The sequence below is a fragment of the Clostridium sp. genome (assembly GCF_051650885.1).
GTDB lineage: Bacteria > Bacillota > Clostridia > Clostridiales > Clostridiaceae > Clostridium.
In genome coordinates this window covers 1-18,241 of the sequence record NZ_JBOFRG010000103.1, presented here as the reverse complement: position 1 = coordinate 18,241, position 18,241 = coordinate 1, and the positions used below count along the sequence as shown (strand labels likewise).

19 protein-coding genes, 6 tRNA genes and 1 riboswitch are annotated in these 18,241 nt (G+C 31.2%); of the genes, 3 read left to right on the top strand and 22 right to left on the bottom strand.

The window, feature by feature from the left end:
* Positions 1 to 48: 48 nt before the first annotated feature.
* Positions 49 to 159, bottom strand: a riboswitch (SAM riboswitch).
* Between the two features lie 293 nt (positions 160 to 452).
* The 7 genes from ACRC28_RS04970 to ACRC28_RS04940 all read right to left on the bottom strand — a co-directional run bounded on the left by ACRC28_RS04970 (position 453) and on the right by ACRC28_RS04940 (position 1,657).
* Positions 453 to 537 (bottom strand) — tRNA-Tyr (locus ACRC28_RS04970).
* Positions 538 to 542: 5 nt separating this feature from the next.
* Positions 543 to 617, bottom strand: a tRNA-Thr gene (locus tag ACRC28_RS04965).
* Positions 618 to 651: 34 nt separating this feature from the next.
* Positions 652 to 736 (bottom strand) — tRNA-Tyr (locus ACRC28_RS04960).
* A 3-nt stretch (positions 737 to 739) separates the two neighbouring features.
* Positions 740 to 814, bottom strand: a tRNA-Thr gene (locus ACRC28_RS04955).
* Positions 815 to 839: 25 nt separating this feature from the next.
* Positions 840 to 915 (bottom strand) — tRNA-Val (locus ACRC28_RS04950).
* 6 nt (positions 916 to 921) lie between these two features.
* Positions 922 to 1,006 (bottom strand) — tRNA-Tyr (locus ACRC28_RS04945).
* A 174-nt stretch (positions 1,007 to 1,180) separates the two neighbouring features.
* Positions 1,181 to 1,657 (bottom strand): hypothetical protein, encoded by a 477-nt coding sequence (locus ACRC28_RS04940; RefSeq protein WP_438542342.1) that lies wholly within the window; start codon positions 1,655 to 1,657, stop codon positions 1,181 to 1,183.
* A gap of 114 nt (positions 1,658 to 1,771) precedes the next feature.
* Between ACRC28_RS04940 and yyaC the strand changes: the two genes are divergently transcribed.
* On the top strand, positions 1,772 to 2,296 hold the full coding sequence (gene yyaC, locus ACRC28_RS04935) for a spore protease YyaC (protein WP_438542341.1): 525 nt from the start codon (positions 1,772 to 1,774) through the stop codon (positions 2,294 to 2,296).
* A 50-nt stretch (positions 2,297 to 2,346) separates the two neighbouring features.
* Here yyaC and mreB read toward each other — a convergent pair whose 3' ends face one another.
* The 8 genes from mreB to wecB form a co-directional block, all read right to left on the bottom strand.
* Positions 2,347 to 3,381: a rod shape-determining protein MreB gene (gene mreB / locus ACRC28_RS04930; RefSeq protein ID WP_438542340.1), complete on the bottom strand. Its 1,035-nt coding sequence runs from the start codon at positions 3,379 to 3,381 to the stop codon at positions 2,347 to 2,349.
* Positions 3,382 to 3,470: 89 nt separating this feature from the next.
* Positions 3,471 to 3,722: a sporulation transcriptional regulator SpoIIID gene (gene spoIIID / locus ACRC28_RS04925; RefSeq protein WP_438542339.1), complete on the bottom strand. Its 252-nt coding sequence runs from the start codon at positions 3,720 to 3,722 to the stop codon at positions 3,471 to 3,473.
* A 78-nt stretch (positions 3,723 to 3,800) separates the two neighbouring features.
* On the bottom strand, positions 3,801 to 4,541 hold the full coding sequence (locus ACRC28_RS04920; protein WP_438542338.1) for a peptidoglycan DD-metalloendopeptidase family protein: 741 nt from the start codon (positions 4,539 to 4,541) through the stop codon (positions 3,801 to 3,803).
* 127 nt (positions 4,542 to 4,668) lie between these two features.
* Positions 4,669 to 5,697, bottom strand: coding sequence for a stage II sporulation protein D (gene spoIID, locus ACRC28_RS04915; RefSeq protein ID WP_438542337.1), 1,029 nt, complete (start codon positions 5,695 to 5,697; stop codon positions 4,669 to 4,671).
* A gap of 143 nt (positions 5,698 to 5,840) precedes the next feature.
* Positions 5,841 to 7,100, bottom strand: coding sequence for a UDP-N-acetylglucosamine 1-carboxyvinyltransferase (gene murA, locus ACRC28_RS04910; protein WP_438542336.1), 1,260 nt, complete (start codon positions 7,098 to 7,100; stop codon positions 5,841 to 5,843).
* A 21-nt stretch (positions 7,101 to 7,121) separates the two neighbouring features.
* A complete protein-coding gene (locus ACRC28_RS04905) occupies positions 7,122 to 7,736 on the bottom strand; it encodes a hypothetical protein (RefSeq protein ID WP_438542335.1) in 615 nt (204 codons plus the stop codon).
* Between the two features lie 292 nt (positions 7,737 to 8,028).
* The gene (locus ACRC28_RS04900) at positions 8,029 to 9,207 is read right to left on the bottom strand and encodes an acetyl-CoA C-acetyltransferase (protein ID WP_438542334.1); all 1,179 of its coding nucleotides are present in this window, start codon (positions 9,205 to 9,207) and stop codon (positions 8,029 to 8,031) included.
* 126 nt (positions 9,208 to 9,333) lie between these two features.
* Complete coding sequence (gene wecB, locus ACRC28_RS04895; protein WP_438542344.1) at positions 9,334 to 10,467, bottom strand: non-hydrolyzing UDP-N-acetylglucosamine 2-epimerase; 1,134 nt, start codon at positions 10,465 to 10,467, stop codon at positions 9,334 to 9,336.
* Between the two features lie 147 nt (positions 10,468 to 10,614).
* On the opposite strand from wecB, the gene ACRC28_RS04890 reads away from it, so the two are divergent.
* Positions 10,615 to 11,109: a deoxycytidylate deaminase gene (locus ACRC28_RS04890; RefSeq protein WP_438542333.1), complete on the top strand. Its 495-nt coding sequence runs from the start codon at positions 10,615 to 10,617 to the stop codon at positions 11,107 to 11,109.
* A 309-nt stretch (positions 11,110 to 11,418) separates the two neighbouring features.
* Here ACRC28_RS04890 and upp read toward each other — a convergent pair whose 3' ends face one another.
* The 7 genes from upp to ACRC28_RS04855 form a co-directional block, all read right to left on the bottom strand.
* Positions 11,419 to 12,048: a uracil phosphoribosyltransferase gene (upp, locus tag ACRC28_RS04885; RefSeq protein ID WP_438542332.1), complete on the bottom strand. Its 630-nt coding sequence runs from the start codon at positions 12,046 to 12,048 to the stop codon at positions 11,419 to 11,421.
* An 18-nt stretch (positions 12,049 to 12,066) separates the two neighbouring features.
* Complete coding sequence (gene rpiB, locus ACRC28_RS04880; protein ID WP_438542331.1) at positions 12,067 to 12,516, bottom strand: ribose 5-phosphate isomerase B; 450 nt, start codon at positions 12,514 to 12,516, stop codon at positions 12,067 to 12,069.
* 191 nt (positions 12,517 to 12,707) lie between these two features.
* Positions 12,708 to 13,751, bottom strand: coding sequence for an L-threonylcarbamoyladenylate synthase (locus ACRC28_RS04875; protein WP_438542330.1), 1,044 nt, complete (start codon positions 13,749 to 13,751; stop codon positions 12,708 to 12,710).
* Positions 13,752 to 13,768: 17 nt separating this feature from the next.
* On the bottom strand, positions 13,769 to 14,356 hold the full coding sequence (locus ACRC28_RS04870) for a hypothetical protein (RefSeq protein ID WP_438542329.1): 588 nt from the start codon (positions 14,354 to 14,356) through the stop codon (positions 13,769 to 13,771).
* An 87-nt stretch (positions 14,357 to 14,443) separates the two neighbouring features.
* A complete protein-coding gene (prfA, locus tag ACRC28_RS04865; protein WP_438542328.1) occupies positions 14,444 to 15,526 on the bottom strand; it encodes a peptide chain release factor 1 in 1,083 nt (360 codons plus the stop codon).
* Positions 15,527 to 15,583: 57 nt separating this feature from the next.
* Complete coding sequence (prmC, locus tag ACRC28_RS04860; RefSeq protein WP_438542327.1) at positions 15,584 to 17,344, bottom strand: peptide chain release factor N(5)-glutamine methyltransferase; 1,761 nt, start codon at positions 17,342 to 17,344, stop codon at positions 15,584 to 15,586.
* A 25-nt stretch (positions 17,345 to 17,369) separates the two neighbouring features.
* Positions 17,370 to 17,957 carry a thymidine kinase gene (locus ACRC28_RS04855; protein ID WP_438542326.1) on the bottom strand — a complete coding sequence of 196 codons (588 nt, stop codon included), beginning with the start codon at positions 17,955 to 17,957 and terminating at the stop codon, positions 17,370 to 17,372.
* 167 nt (positions 17,958 to 18,124) lie between these two features.
* On the opposite strand from ACRC28_RS04855, the gene rpmE reads away from it, so the two are divergent.
* On the top strand, positions 18,125 to 18,241 hold a 117-nt coding region (rpmE, locus tag ACRC28_RS04850; RefSeq protein WP_438542343.1), incomplete at its 3' end, for a 50S ribosomal protein L31.

The window sequence follows — 18,241 nt, the reverse complement described above, 5'->3', positions numbered from 1 at the left end:
ATATAATAAAAAAACTCTTCGATGAAGAAGAGAACTAGTTTCCTATTCTTCTCATCTCGTAGATAATCTACTGGAATTAGCACCACACATATTAAAATTTTAATACTGTAGGTTGCTGGGTTTCACAGGGCCGTATCCCTCCACCTCTCTTGATAAGAGTTTTGTTATTCATTTTTAACTTATTTTCATTTTGAATTCTAACACAGTGTTTTTCCTTAGTCAATACATTTTTTTACATAATATCCTTATATTTTTTTCTATTAACGATTTCTTAACGCCTCTAACCACTTCTATTTAAAGGATTTGTTTTATTTTTTCTTAATTTTCATAACATAAAATTTAAAACTCTCTATATTTTATTAATATTTACATCACCAATACTAATTTTCATTTCTTTCCCCTCTAGAATATGCACTTAAATTCAAAAAAACGCTAAGAAAATTCTTAGCGTTTGGTGGTGGGAGAAGGATTCGAACCTTCGAAGCAAGTTGCAACAGATTTACAGTCTGCCCCCTTTGGCCACTCGGGAACCCCACCTTATTTGGAGCTGGCAATAGGAATCGAACCTACAACCTGCTGATTACAAGTCAGCTGCTCTACCGTTGAGCCATGCCAGCAAATAAGTGTTTTTCAGTTTTTTTAAAAATAAAATGGTGGTGGGAGAAGGATTCGAACCTTCGAAGCAAGTTGCAACAGATTTACAGTCTGCCCCCTTTGGCCACTCGGGAACCCCACCTAATGGAGCTGGCAATAGGAATCGAACCTACAACCTGCTGATTACAAGTCAGCTGCTCTACCGTTGAGCCATGCCAGCGCATGTTTATCATTTTATTTTTTAATGGTGGTCACAACAGGGATCGAACCTGTGACCCCCTGCTTGTAAGGCAGGTGCTCTCCCAGCTGAGCTATGCGACCTTGAAATGGTGGTGGGAGAAGGATTCGAACCTTCGAAGCAAGTTGCAACAGATTTACAGTCTGCCCCCTTTGGCCACTCGGGAACCCCACCTTATTTAATTACTCGGTAGCGAACTCGCCAACCGACAATAGTTAGTATATATTCATACACTATTATTTTCAACCTTCATTTTTAGCTTTTATATGAATTTATTTTTATTTTTCTCTTTTTTTCTCTTCATTTCTCTTTTTTACACTTATATACGTTTTCATGTTTATCACTTAGCTATTTATACTTCCCGAATACCTCATTTACATGCTTCCAATCCTCCTCTAACATTCTAAGCTTCATTAAATTCATAGCCTCTTTCAAGTTTCCTTCACTTAAAAATTCTTCAACCTTCATCAAATCTACTGTTGAAAGAGTTCCTATTTTCTTATCTATTATCTTTCTATCCTCTTCTCTTAAATTTTTTCCAAAATTCAAAATCTTTTTTTTATTTTCTTCTTTCTCTTTAGCTTCTTTTTCTTCTAATTCTTTCTCTAATCTTTCCTTTTCCTCTTTTTCATTTTTTTTCTCTTCTTTTTCATTCTGTATTATTTCTTTGTCATTTATTTCTTTATCACTTTCATCAGTTTCTATTTTATTTTCTTTAACTACTTCTTCATTCTTTACCACATCAACACTTGGTTCCCATAAAACTACAAAGTACATAGTCAAGCATGTTAAGCCTAATAATATGATTACCATTAATTTCTTCATTTTCAACACCTCTTTATAATTCATATCCACTTAATCAACAATTTATACAATCTACCTTTTTTTTGTATATCTCGTCTCTTTCTTGAATATATTATCATTGGAGGTGATTCTAGCTTGAAATCCATTATCTCTTTTAATTCTAAAAATCCAATTGAAGAATTAAGCGAAGTTTTAAAACATCATATAAAAGAAAATTTAATCATCGTTTGTATTGGTACTGATAAATTTATTGGTGATGCTTTAGGTCCAATTGTAGGATCTTTATTAACATATTATAATTTTCCTTTTCCTGTGTATGGAACTCTTCATTCACCAATCCATGCATTAAACCTAAATAAATCTATCTCTAAAATTAAGAAACTTCATCCTGATTCTTATATTATGGCAATAGATGCTTGCTTAGGGACAAGCAGTCAGATTGGTGATATTTGCGTTCGTGATATTCCAGTTTCCCCTGGCAAAGGGGTTGGTAAAAAATTAAAGGACATTGGTGATGTATCTATTATCGGAATTGTTGCGAAAAATAATTATGAAGATTTCCTCAATTCTAACTCAATTCGCCTTTCTTTTATCTACGACTTGGCTTCTATTATCTCGAAATCACTCATTCTTTCTGCTAATCTGAATTATACACCTTGATATTTCCAAATATTTAAGGTGTATAAAAAAAAAGTGCTTTAAAAAGCACTCTAATCAATTAATATAACTTCTCCACCACTTACGGATGAACTTAATTTATCTATATAACCTAAGACCATTCCTGTTCCTTCTGCAACAGCTTCAACTGAATTTTCTGCTACATATACATCTAATCCTGTTTCACGTTGTATTAGTTTGTCTAATCCGTGGATTAATGCTCCTCCACCAGTTAATAGAATCCCTTGTTCTATGATATCTGCTATTAACTCTGGTGGTGTTTTTTCTAAGATACTTCGTACACCTTCAATAATCATAGAGACTGGTTCTTTTAATGCCTCTCTAATTTCAACTGATGTTAAAACTAAGTCATCTGGCAACCCTGTTAACATGTTTCTTCCTCTAATTACTGCTTTTGAATCAAAAGAGTCCTCATAAACAGAGCCTATTGATACCTTAATCTCTTCTGCTGTCTTTTCTCCAATCATTAGCTTATGCTTATTTCTTACATATCTAATAATTGCTTCATCAAACTTATCACCTGCTGATTTAATTGAGGTTCTTAAAACTATCCCACCTAAAGATATAACAGCAATATCACAAGTTCCTCCACCAATATCAACAATCATGCATCCATTAGGTTTTGTTATGTCAAGCCCTGCACCAATAGCAGCTGCTAAAGGTTCTTCTATAAGATGAACATCTTTTGCTCCTGAATTTTTTGCTGCATCTACTACAGCTCTTTTTTCTACTTCCGTAGCCATTGATGGTATACAAATCATTACCTTTGGTGTTGTAATTCTTTTATTTCCACAAACCTTTGTTATAAGTTCTTGTAACATTTTTTCTGTTACGTCATAATCCGATATAACTCCATTTTTCAATGGTCTTACCGCAACTATATTTCCTGGTGTTCTTCCAAGCATTTCTCGTGCTTCTCTTCCTACAGCTAAAACCTTACCTGTATTCTTGTTTATTGCTACTACTGAAGGTTCTTTTAAAACTATCCCCTTCCCTTTCATATACACTAATACTGTCGCAGTTCCTAGGTCAATACCTAAATCAGTTCCATTTTTCCAAAACCACATAATTCTCACCCTTTTCTTTTTTCTTGAAAATTATCTAATATTTTCTATTATAGTTTAAATTATATCTTGAATAGGGCTTTCTTTCAACATTATTCTGCAGTTTTATATTTCATTTTAGTAGCTTTTCCACCTCTTATGTGTCTTTCTGACTTATTAATCTCTAATACTGAGTGTGTTTGCTCCGCTATTGTTGGATTAATTTTAGGTAATCTTTCTGTCATATCCTTATGGATTGTACTTTTACTTACCCCAAAAACCTTAGCTGTTTTTCTTATAGTTGCTTTTGAATCAATTATATATTGAGCTACTTCTAGCACTCTTTCTTCTATATAGTCTTTCATTTCTTCCTCCTTATAATTTGCATAATGCTTTTATTATTAGTATTAATCAGTCATTTTATTCAAATGACTGATTAATTTTTATTTTTTATATGAAAAATATTTCGCTGGATCAATCTCTACATCTTTGTTATCTTTACTTGTATACATTTTTAAATGTACGAAATCACATTTTAATGCTGCACTTAAGCTTTGAGCTGTCTTACCGATTTTCCCAATGTTTTGTCCTTTTGTAACTTTATCACCTTTTTTTACATTTAATTTTGCATCTAAGTTACTGTATTCAGTTTTCATTCCATTAACATGTTTTATAGTTACAGTTGTTCCAAACATTACGTTATTATTTTCAACCTTCTCTATAACACCTGCTTCTGCTGCTTTAATATCTGTTCCAAGCTTTGCACTTATAGATATTCCACCAAACATATCACTTCTTTTTCCATCTTCTGAAATAATTGCATCATCATGCCCTTTTACTAATTTTCCCTCAACAGGTTTAGTAAATGAAACTTCTGGTTTTGCATTCACAGCTTTTGATGTTTCTTTATTTTTATCTTTATCTTTTTCTACTCTCTCCGAATTTTCAATAGTATTACCACTTACCTCTTTATCTTTTGGTATTTCTAATGCTATTTCCTTTTCAGGTTTCTTTTGTGCATTTTCTTTATTTGCATTTACATTTTTTAAAATTACTATTCCTGAAATAAGCGATATACATACACCTGAAAAAATTGCTATATAAAGCCCTTCCTTCTTTGTGATTTTCTTATCCTTAAAATAGTCCTTTACCTTGTTTGCCATTTGTTTTAATTTTTCTTTCATTTTTAAACACCTCCTAATTTCCATTGTGTCCAAATTATTTTTATTTAATCAAATTTATCCATTTTTATTTTTAAATAATAAAAAAGATGATATTTGAGTATTCTCCCAAATATCACCTTTTTATTCACTATTTAAACATAATTTTTTTAACTTCTATTCCTTTGTAGTAATGACTCAATATTTCTTTATATTCTTTGCCCTCTTTTGCCATTACATTTGCACCCCATTGGCTCATCCCAACACCATGCCCACTACCTCTCATTTGAATTTTCACCTTATCTTTGAAATATTCTAAATCAAAATTTGCCGAATTTAAATCGTATGCTCTTCTAAATTCAGTTCCTTTGACTTTACTCTTCCCAATTTTTATCTCTTCAACTGAACCACCCTCAGTTCTACTTAAGATTTCTACTTGACTCTTTATATTATTTCCACTAATATTTGCGCCAAATTTTTCATTTGCTATTCTTTTAAATTCTTCATTGCTTACAGTTTTTTCTGCTGAATATTTAGGAGAAATATTTTCTCCTGGACTTTCTATTGACTTTAAATATGGAACTGCTGAAACAAATACATCTTCTGAATTCTCTGTTTTTCCTGAACTTGTTGAAAAAAATTGTGGATATTTTATTATTTCATCTCCATAAACTATTACTTCACCTTCAGTTTCCTTTACTACTTTTTCTATCTTCTCATAATTTTTCTTTGCTACTTTAGAGTCCCATCCCTTTATTCTTTCTTCCTTATTCATATATACTTGACAATGAATTTGGTCACAAATATCTGCGCCCTTTGCATTCTCACACTTTTTCTCTCTCTTTGACATATAATATGTCCTCGCTGCTATCGCTTGTGCTTTTAAAGCTTCAACTTCAAAATTCACTGGCATCTCCCCTGACAAAACTCCTATAACATAATTTTCCAATGTTATTTTTTCTGTTTTTCCTGTCTTACTTCTATATACAGTTATATCTTTTTCACCTAAGACCTCTATATATGGGCTTGCTTTCTTTTTTTTAGATACCTCTTCCTTTGCTCCTTGTATTGTTATACTATCACCTAAAATAATTTTTGGTATGATTATTAAACATGCTATTATAACGGCTGTTGTTACACCAATTATAACTACATTTTCTTTCACATCCCTTTTATTCAAAATTCCACCCCCGGCATATTTATTCTAATTATATATATGCCTTTATTTCTCCTTTATTACTTACACTTTTTATTTTATGTAAAGCCTATACTTTCTTTTAAATTTTCCATATCAAAAAGGTCACCTTCTCAGATGACCTTTTCTTATAATTTTATTCTATCTATAGTTACACCAAGTTTTCTAAACTTATCTTCAATATTTTTGTATCCTCTATCTATATGATATATCTCGCCTACCTTAGTTTCACCCTCTGCAACTAAACCAGCTAAAATAAGTGCTGCTCCAGCTCTTAAGTCAGTTGATTTAACAGAACATCCTGTTAATCTACTTTTCCCTTCCACCACAGCTGTTCTTCCGTCAATTTTTATATTAGCTCCCATTCGTTGCAATTCTCCAACATGCATAAATCTATTTTCAAATACAGTCTCTGTAATAAGACTTGTTCCTTCAATAGTTGATAAAAGCGCCATCATTTGTGGCTGCATATCTGTTGGAAATCCTGGATGTGGCAGCGTTTTTATATCTGCTGTACATTTATCATATCTACCATCTACTATTATTCCATTTTCTTCTTCTGTAACTACAACACCACACTCTTTAAGCTTTTCTATAATTGGTGTTAAATGCTCTTCTGTTACCTCATTAATTTTTATCATACTGTTTGTAATAGCTGCTGCTACCATAAAGGTTCCAGCTTCTATTCTATCGTAAATAGGTCTATGTGTAGCACCATGTAGGCTACTTACCCCTTTAATTATAATTTTTCTAACACCAGCACCATAAATATTTGCTCCCATCTTATTTAAAAAATCGGCTAAATCCCATATTTCTGGTTCATCTGCTGCATTTTCTATTACTGTTGTTCCCTTTGCAAGTACTGCTGCCATAATTATATTTTCAGTTGCACCTACTGATGGGAAATCTAAATACACTCTATTCCCAATAAGTTTTTTTGCTCTTGCTTCAACAAATCCATGTCCTATCTTTATAGTGGCACCTAATGCTTTAAAGCCTTTTAAATGAAGTTCTACAGGTCTACTTCCTATATTACATCCTCCAGGTAATGATATTTTACATCGCCCAAACCTTGCAAGCATAGGTCCCATAATTAAAAATGATGCTCTCATTTTTCTTACTAAGTCATTATCTTCTTCTAAGGGATTTATATTCATTGAATTTAAAACAAGCTCATTTGTTATTTCTGAATACTCAACCTCACCATTTAACTCCTTTATTAGTTCTGTTAACACGTGAACATCTTCAAGCATTTGTATATTTTTTAATGTAACTTTTTCTGTACATAATAAACTTGCAGCTATTATTGGTAATACTGAGTTTTTTGCCGAACTTATTTCAACTTCTCCTTTTAATTCCTTTGTTTCTTTTATAATTATCCTCTCCATACCTTCCTCCATCAAAAATTTTTAGTATGTTGTAAATATTACTGGAGTTCCAATTATTAAATGTAGTCCTGTATCATAATTGACTAATCCAAAATTCACCATTTCTTTGCCCACTTTATTTTTCCACGTATATCCATTTTCTATCTTCAAGTTATTATTTTCATCTTTTTTTATAAATTCTAACACTTCTTCTCTATTTTCTTCTAATACCTTTCCTTTATAAAAGCTAAATATTTTTTTATTTTCAACCTCTTTACTATTAGCTTTTAAAAGTTCTCTTTCTAATTCCTTGCTACAATATTCTTCATCTTCATTATTTATTGTTAAATTTACGTAGGTTTTGCCTTTTTCCTCCCACAGGTTAACTTCTATCAACATTCCCTTTACTAACTTCATACTATTTCCATCTTCATTTACTTCATAAGACTTTTTATATACTTCCTTTAATCTCTCTTTTTCTTTTTCCACACTATTTGAGGATGTATATTCAAACCTTACTCCATTTGAATCAAACTCTGTTATATCTCTAACTCTCTCTTCTAACTCATTGTACGACTGTATCCCTATTTCTGTTGTACTTCCTATAGTGACCATTGATAAAATTAGAAGGAGTAAAATCATTACCTTTTTTTTCATAATTCCCCCACCTTTCTTCTTAATTATGGTCACATTCTTTTTTTTTATACATTATCTTTTATAATTTAGTATATCCTTTTACATTATTTTTGGTTACTATTTATATTTATCTCTTATTTTCAAAAAACAGATTCCCTCTAATAAATTTAGTCACCATTTTCAAAAAATCTCCAAAATAAAATAAACTTGATAGAAATTTTACTTCTACCAAGCTTATTATTTTTATAATCCATCTAAAAAGAAGCCATCCTTTCAGACGACTTCTTCTCTATTTTAAATATTTCAATTTATATTATCTTTCAACGATTAATGCTGTTCCTAGTCCACCACCGATACATAAAGTAGCTAGACCTCTCTTAGCATCTCTCTTTTCCATTTCATGTAATAATGTTACAAGTATTCTAGCTCCTGAAGCTCCAACTGGGTGTCCTAAAGCTATAGCTCCACCATTTACGTTAACTTTATCCATATCGAATTCTAAATCTTTTGCTACTGCTAAACTTTGAGCTGCAAAAGCTTCATTAGCTTCGATTAAGTCTAAATCTTTAACTTCTAAGTTAGCTTTTTCTAAAGCTTTTTTAGTTGCATAGAATGGTCCGTATCCCATAATTGCTGGATCTAATCCTCTTGAACCATATGAAGTAATTTTAGCCATTACTTTAAGTCCTAATTCTTCTGCTTTTTCAGCGCTCATTACTACGAATGCAGCAGCTCCATCATTTATTCCTGAAGCATTACCAGCAGTTACAGTACCATCTTTTTTGAAAGCTGGTCTTAATTTTCCTAAAGCTTCTGGAGTTGCACCAAATCTTGGGAACTCATCTGTATCAAATACTTTTGGTTCACCTTTTCTTTGAGGTATAACAACTGGTACTATTTCATCTTTGAATTTCCCTGCTTTTATAGCTGCTTCTGCTTTATTTTGAGAATTTGCAGCAAATGCGTCTTGCTCTTCTCTAGTTAAGTTCCATCTTTCAGCTATATTTTCAGCTGTAATTCCCATATGATATCCTTCGAATGCGTCTGTTAATGCATCGTTGATCATTGTATCAACCATTTTACCATCGCCCATTCTTTGACCCCATCTTGCTGTTTTTAAAGCATATGGCGCTTGTGACATACTTTCCATACCACCAGCTACGATTACATCAGCATCTCCTGCTTTAATCATTTGAGCCGCTAAACTAACTGTTCTTAATCCTGAACCACAAACTTTGTTTATTGTCATAGCTGAAGTTTCAACTGGTAATCCTGCTTTTACAGTTGCTTGTCTTGCAGTGTTTTGTCCAAGACCTGCTTGAATAACATTCCCCATTAATACTTCTTCTACTAATTCTGGTTTAATTCCAGCTCTATTTACAGCTTCCTTTATAACTAAAGCCCCTAAATCTACTGCTGAAACGTCTTTTAAAGATCCTCCAAAGCTTCCTAATGCTGTTCTTACAGCACTAACTATTACTACATCTCTCATCTTCATAAACCTCCAATATATAATTAAAATATTTTTATTTTTAACCTTTGTTAAACTCTTAACATACTTTAATTATAACCATTATTTCCATAATAATCAAGGTTTTTTTGTTAAATTTTAGTCAAACTATTCCATGTACTCTTTTACTTCTTTTTCAGATATTCCAAAATATAACTCTATAGCATCACAAATTCTTTTTGAAGCTAATCCATCACCGTATGGATTTACTGCCTTACTCATGATTTCATAAGCTTTTTCATCTCTTATTAATGCATTTGCTTCTTCAGTTATTTTTTCTACATTTGTTCCTACTAATTTTACAGTTCCATATGAAACGGCTTCTGGTCTTTCTGTAACATCTCTTAATACAAGAACTGGCTTTCCTAAATGAGGTGCTTCTTCTTGTAACCCACCTGAATCTGTCATAACCATAAAGCATTTATTCATTAAGTTATGAGTTTCTTGTGTATCTAATGGACTTAACAGATGTACTCTTTCTTTATTTCCAAGCTTTGCATGAACTACATCTTTAACTACTGGATTTAAATGTACTAAGTATACTAATTCTACATCTTTATTTTCATCTACAATTTTTCCAAGTGCCTCACAAATATTATCTATTCCTTCTCCCCAATTCTCTCTTCTATGGGCAGTTATCATTATCACTTTTTTATTTTCAAAATCTATCTTATTTAATTCTTCATTTTCAAAAGTATAATTTTCTTTTACAGTATGCTCCATTGCATCAATAACAGTGTTTCCTGTTATAAATATATCCTTATCTGGAACTCCTTCTCTTAAAAGATTATTCTTTGAACCCTTTGTTGGTGCAAAATGTATATCTGCAAGAGCTCCTGTAAGCTTTCTATTCATCTCTTCTGGAAATGGGAAATATTTATCAAAAGTTCTAAGTCCTGCTTCAACATGCCCAACCTTTATTTGTTGATAAAAAGCAGCTAAACCACCTGCAAAAGTTGTTGTTGTGTCACCATGAACCAAAATCATATCTGGCTTTTCTTTTATAAACACTTCTTCAAGTCCCTCTAACACCCTATTAGTTATTCCTGTAAGTGTTTGTTTGCTCTTCATTATATTTAAATCATAATTTGGTTCTATTTCAAAATGCTCTAAAACTTGGTCTAACATTTCTCTATGCTGTGCTGTTACACATACTAAAGATTGTATTCCTTCTCTCTTTTCTAGCTCTTTTACTAATGGTGCCATTTTTATAGCTTCTGGTCTTGTTCCAAATATAGTCATTATTTTTTTCAATTTAATTTCCTCCTAGTTATATATGGTTTAATTCTATTTTAAACTTTGATAATTTATTTCTCTTTTTCTTCTTTTTTATTATAATGTACTTATAAGTTAAAAACAATTAAGACTATACTTTTAAGGAGTGATTTTATGAAAAGAACAGATTTTATTTCTTGGGATGAATATTTTATGGGACTTGCTCTTTTGTCTGCGAAAAGAAGTAAAGATCCAAGTACTCAAGTTGGTGCTTGTATAGTAAGTAAAACTAACCGTGTTTTATCTGTAGGTTATAATGGCTTTGCGTTTGGTTGCTCTGATGATGAATTCTCTTGGGAAAGAGAAGGGGATTTTTTAGAAACCAAGTATCCTTATGTTGTTCATGCTGAAGTCAATGCAATACTTAATAACAGAGGTGTTTCTTTAGAAGGTGCTAAATTATATGTTGCATTATTTCCATGTAACGAATGTGCTAAAGCAATAATTCAATGTGGAATAAAGCAAGTTATATATTTAAGTGATAAATATGCTGATACCGATATAGTAAAAGCTTCAAAAAAAATGTTCACAGCCGCAGGAGTAACATTAACTAGGCTAACTCCATCAGTTGAGAAAATTGAATTATCATTTAATATAGACGACGTTTAGAGTTAAGAATGAAAAATTAAGAGTTGTTGAAAAAATTCGCTTAGGCGAATTTTCAAAAGAAATGGTTACTCAGATTTTTTTAAATTTAAAGAGAGAGCTAAAACGCTCTCTCTTTAATTTATTTTGCTATATTTAAGAATCCAGTTGATTTTTTTGTAAATCTAAAATTACTTCTTCATAAAAAAATCTTTTCTCTCCAAACTTCTCTTACGATAAAATTTATCGCAGGTAAATTTTGAGTCTTCCAAAAGAATCTCTTGCAATTCCCTTTAATTCTTAATTTTTAATTTTAAATTCTTAATTAAAATCCTATTTAGTTCCGAATAATCTATCTCCAGCATCTCCAAGTCCTGGTACGATGTATCCATTTTCATTTAATCTCTCATCTATTTGAGCTACATAAATATCTACATCTGGATGAGCATCTTTTACAGCTTTTATTCCTTCTGGTGAAGCTATTAAACACATAAATCTCATGTATCTAGCTCCTCTTGCTTTAAGCATTGTTATTGCATCTATTGCTGATCCACCTGTTGCAAGCATTGGATCTACAACTATTACTTCTCTTTCTGCTATATCTTGAGGCATTTTGCAGAAGTATTCTACTGGTTGTAATGTTTCTTCATCTCTATATAATCCAATATGTCCAACTTTAGCTGCTGGTATTAAGTTTAATACTCCATCAACCATTCCAAGTCCTGCTCTTAAGATTGGTACTATTGCAAGTTTCTTTCCTGCAAGCATTTTACATGTTGCTGTACAAATTGGTGTTTGAATTTCTACATTTTCCATTGGTAAATCTCTTGTTACTTCATATGCCATTAACATAGATACCTCTGAAACTAATTCTCTAAAATCCTTTGACCCTGTTTCTTTGTTTCTTATAAACGCTAGTTTATGAAGAATTAATGGATGGTTTATTTCTACTGTTCTACTCATTTTTTATTCCCCCTATTTCTACTTTCCGTATTTTTCTTCTATTTTTGTTAATTTATCAAGTCTACCTTGGTGTCTTCCACCTTCAAACTCTGCATTTAAAAATGTATCTACTATATCTAACGCAAGACCTGTACCTATAACTCTTTGTCCCATCGCTAGAATATTAGCGTTATTATGTTGTCTTGTTGCATGTGCACTAAATGTATCACTACAAAGTGCTGCTCTAATTCCAGGTACTTTATTAGCTGCTAAACTTATTCCTATTCCAGTTCCACATACTAATATTCCAAAATCAAATTCTTTAGCCTTAACAGCTTCTGCTACTGGAAGTGCATAGTCTGGATAATCACATGAATCATTTGTCATTGGACCAAAATCCTTAACTTCATATCCTTTTTCTTTCAAATGTTTTATTACTTCGTTTTTTAATTCAAGACCACCATGGTCTGAACCTAATGCAATTTTCATAACCTTACCTCCAAAACGTATATTATGTATATAAAAAAAGAAAGCAGTAAATATAACATAAATTATATTTTCTTCTTTCTCTCATATATCAATAGAATAGGACACCTATCCCTATTAAGTTTTTTGTTAAATGCTTTTGTATTCTATTATCTTTGCTAAAAATTAAATTTTTCATTTTTCTTCTCCTTTAATTAAACATTAATAATATCATACCCAGCTGCTTTGTTTAGCCTATTCATTATAGCAATTCCTAAGCCTTTTTCTTCAAAGCCTTCTGCAAGAATTATATCAACACCAATTTCATTGAACTTTCTTAGTGCTTCAAATAAATTGCTTGCAACTTCATTTAAATCATTGTAGCTACCAATTACTATTTGTTCACCTGAATCATAGCTACCTTTTGATTCTGTTGCTAAAAGTATTCCAATTCTTTTATCTTCATCCTTATAATTGTGTACCATTTCTCTTATTTTTTCAATAGTTTTTTCACGATTTCCCATAATTATTTTAAGTTTTGCATTTGGTGCATAATGTCTATACTTCATTCCCGGTGCTTTAGGCTTAAATTCATCACTATTATTTAAAAGTCCCTTATCAATAGTTATGTTTTCATCAACTTCTTTTAACATTTCTAAAGTTATTCCACCTGGTCTTAAAACTATTGGTGGATTTACAGTACAATCTACTATTGTAGATTCAAGTCCTACATCACACTTTTCTCCACCAATTATATAGTCAACCTTGCCATCTAAATCCTCAACACAAATTTCTAAAGTTGTAGGACTTGGTCTTCCACTAATATTTGCAGATGGTGCTGCTATTGGAACGCCTGCTTCTTTAATAAGTTCTAACGCAACCTCATTATTAGGCATTCTTATTCCTATGGTCTTTAAGTTTGCACTTGTTTCCATTGGTACAATATCTTTCTTCTCTAATATAAGAGTTAATGGTCCTGGCCAAAACTTATCCATTAATTTTTGGGCTATTTCTGGTACATTCTTCACGTATTCATCAATTTCCTTTGATGCTACATGAATTATTAATGGATTATCTTGTGGTCTTCCTTTTGCTTCAAATATTTTCTTTACACAATTTTCTTTTAAAGCATTTGCTCCAAGCCCATATACAGTTTCTGTTGGAAATGCTACTGTTCCATCATTTTTTATAGCTTCTGCTGCTTTTTTTATTTTTTCTCTATCATTTTCTCCATTTAAAATATAGACTTCAGTTTTCATATTCTTTCACTTCCTTCTTAGTCTATTGTGTAACCTCTAGATATTTTTATACTTTGTATAGCTTCCTCAGTATATGATGCTTTTGCACAATATGTATAAATATCACCTAGTAACGGATATTTTTTAAGCCCACCTTTTTTTATAATTAAGTAGTAATATTTTTTATCTGGATTTATATTAATAACCCTTTTATATTCATCACTTATTTTAGGGTATTTTCTAAATAATCCATCTACCACTGGCTTAAGCCTACTATTTCTAAATTTTATTGTGCTTATTATGATTATCTTTAAATCATCTTCTATTCCTTCTGTATGGACTACTGCTACTTGATCACACAATATTAAATTTTTCTTCCCAAAAACCCCACTTTTAAATGTCAATTTATTGTTCTTATATTCATAGTTTAATTTATATCTATCTATTCTTTTTAATATAGCAAGTCCTATAAGTATTTCCATTCCTATCATATATGCTATAAAAAACCCTTTTGTTATTCCTGTAAGCCATAAAGACACCGGTAAAATTATTGCTAATATTATCATTAAAATATAGAACTTTTTCCCTCGTCTTTTTTCTACCCTTAATGCTTTATTTATATCCATTTAAGAGCCCTCTCCCTTTTGTTTTCTATAACTAAAGGTGAATAGCAATATTTTGCTAATTCACCTTTTAATTTTATGTTTTAATTTTTACTGTGCTGTGTTTCCCATAAGCTTCATTTTTTCAGCTTGATCTGCTGTTATAAGTGCTGTTAGTACTTCTTCAATATCTCCATTTAAGAATGTTTCTAACTTATAAAGAGTTAATCCGATTCTATGGTCAGTTATTCTTCCTTGTGGATAGTTGTAAGTTCTTATTCTTTCACTTCTATCTCCTGTACCAACTTGTGATTTTCTGTCTTCTGCTATTCCTGCGCTTCTTTCTGCTTCTGCAGCTTCATATAATCTTGCTCTTAATGCTTTCATAGCTTTTTCTTTATTTTTAAGCTGTGATTTTTCATCTTGACATGAAATAACTATTCCACTTGGGATATGTGTAAGTCTTACCGCTGAGTCAGTTGTATTTACACACTGTCCACCGTTACCTGATGCTCTAAATACATCAAACTTAATATCCTTATCGTTAATTTCAATTTCAACATCATCAACCTCTGGAAGTACTGCAACTGTTGCTGTTGATGTATGAATTCTACCACTTGATTCAGTGTCTGGAACCCTTTGAACTCTGTGAACTCCACTTTCATATTTAAGCTTTGAGTATGCACCTTGACCTTTTATCATAAATACAACTTCTTTGAATCCACCGATTCCAGTTTCGTTTGCATCCATAAGTTCAACAGTCCATCTGTTAGTTTCTGCATATCTTGTATACATTCTGAAAAGATTTGCTGCAAATAATGCTGCCTCATCTCCACCTGCACCTGCTCTAATTTCAACAAATACGTTTTTATCATCATTAGGGTCTTTAGGTAAAAGTAAGATTTGAATTTCATTTTCTAATCTATCTCTTCTCTCTGTTAACTCACTAATTTCTTCGTGAAGCATTTCTCTCATTTCTTTATCTGATTCTTCTTCAAGCATCATTTTATTATCATCTAATGCTTCTAATGTGCTTTTATAATCTCTATAAACGCCAACTAAAATTTCTAGTTCTGCATGTTCTTTACATAACTTTCTCCATTCAGCTTGATTTGCCATAATTGATGGATCGCTGATTTTCACTGAAAGTTCATCATACTTATTCTCTGTAAATGCTAATTTATCTAATAACATATTTTCTCACTCCGTACTATTTTTTTTCATATTCTTTAATTATATCACAAATTCTTTTTAATTTTCAACAAAATACCTACCAATAACAACTCTATCTAAAGATGCTAAATCTTTTATAACTTCAACATCCCTATAGCCCCGTTCTTCCATAAGCTCTTTTACTTCATTTCCTTGGTCGTGACCTATTTCAAAAGCTAGTATTCCATTTTCTTTTAATACACTAACACTTTGCTCTATAATTTTCCTATAAAATATAAGCCCATCTTCTCCACCACTTAAAGCTGTGTGTGGCTCATAATTTTTAACATCTTCCATTAATCGCTCAATTTCTTCTTCTTTTATATAAGGTGGATTTGATACTAATATTTCATACTTTTTATCTTCTTTGATTACTTCTTCTAAAAGGTCACTTTTTATAAATTTAACCCTGTCTCCTAAGTTAAATTTTTCAATGTTTTCCTTAGTCATTTTTTCTGGAATTTCATAATAATCAATTTGGTCTACACTTATATTTTTTCTAAACTCTGCAAGTGCTATTCCAATTGCTCCACTTCCTGAACAAAGGTCACATACATCAATCTCAGAATCTTCCTCAATTTCCTCTAAAACTCTTTCAACTAAAACTTCAGTGTCACCTCTTGGTACTAATACTCCTTCTGCAACATTTAACGTAAGCCCCATAAATTCTACATAACCTAAAATATATTGCATCGGCTTCTTCTTCATTCTTTCCTCAATTAAAGAAAAATAAACTTTTTCATCTGAAAGACTTACTTCTTCTTCACTATTCATAAGTAAATATAGTCTATCTTTACCTAACACTTTACCTAATAATAATGTTGCATCAAGCCTTGCAGTTTCTATACCCTCTTGTTCTAATTTTTTATTACCTAGATTTATTAAATCTAAAATCATCTTTTTATCCTCCGGTATTCCTTCTGCCGTTTTCAACGCCTTTATGGCTACCTCTATTTGTTTATCATCTGGCTCTCTTGTAGTTAACTTTTGTAATTTTAATCCCGGCATTGCTATTATTTTTGCTAAGCCATTTTCATTTTTCCCAAGCCATTTTATTATTTCATAGCTAATTCCAGATACAAATGGAATTAGTATAATTCTTAAAATCAATCTTTCAAGAAAACCGCCCCACCCCGTAAATGTAAATAAAAGTATACTTACTATCATCACTAAAAATATAAAGTTCGTTCCACATCTTGGATGAAACCTTGAGTACTTCCTTACATTTTCTACAGTTAGCTTTTCTTCATTTTCATAACAAAATATAGTTTTATGCTCCGCTCCATGATATTGAAATAATCTATTTATATCTTCAAGCTTTCCTATTCCATACATATATCCTATCAGGATTCCAATTCTTATTACTGCTTCTATTATATTTAAAACTATATCCCCAAAACCAAAGGCTTTGAATAGAGATGCTATCCCTGTTGGTATGGCTAAAAATATTATAGCAGACATAATTAATGATAGGCATATTGTAAATCCAATTATTATATCATTTGATTTATCTCCAAATTTCTTACGCAAGAAATCTTCAAATTTAGATTCCTCACAATCTTCAAAAAAGCTAGCTGAATAATTAAGTGCCTTAATCCCTTGTACTAAAGAATCAATTAATATAAATACACCTCTTAAAAATGGAATATTTAAAATTTTATGTTTTTTAGTTACAGGCCTTACGTATTTCATATCCACTTCTATTTTATCATCTACTCTTACTGCTGTTGCAATTCCTTTGGTGCCTCTCATCATAACACCTTCTAATACAGCTTGCCCTCCAACATCACATTTTCTCAATACTTTGCCCCCTTATTCTTTAATATTATTCATTTTCTTTAAACTTAAAATAACATTCTCCACATAATGATTCATATTGAACATGGTCATTATCATCAATAGCAACTTGAGCTCCTTCAAAAACAAACTTCCCATTTATCATTCTTGCATTAACTACAGCCTTATTCCCACATTTACAAATAGTTTTCATCTCTTCTATACTATGTGCTATAAGTAAAAGTCTTTCACTACCTTCAAAACCATTCATTTTAAAATCTGTTCTTAATCCATAACATATAATAGGTACATTATGCTTTACAGCTATTTCAAAAAGTTGATCTATTTGATATGCTTTTAAAAATTGTACTTCATCTACTAATATACAATTTAACTTTGTATTTTCTTTTATATCTTCCCCTATTATCTCTACGATATTATCATTCTCTTCAATTATATAATCAACTTTTCTAGTTACTCCTAATCTTGAAACAAGTTCATGTCCACCCTTAGTATCTGTAAAAGGTTTTATTAAAACTACTCTCATTCCTCTTTCTTCGTAATTATATGCAACCTGCATTAAATGTGTTGATTTTCCTGAGTTCATAGCCCCATATCTGAAATATAATTTGCTCACTTTTGTATCTCTCCCTCTATTTTATGATGTATAAATCTGATTATATCATTTCTCTAAATTTATAACAAAAGATATTTTTCCAATCCTTCACTTATTGACGAGTATATACTCATATGCTATACTCAAATAGTTAATTTAAGAATATTTATTAAAAAGAGGTGAAAAATATGAAACAAGGCATACATCCAGAATACCATCATGATGCTGTGGTTAAGTGTGCATGTGGAAACACTTTTACAACTGGTTCTGTTAAAGAAGAGTTAAAAGTAGAAATATGTTCAAAA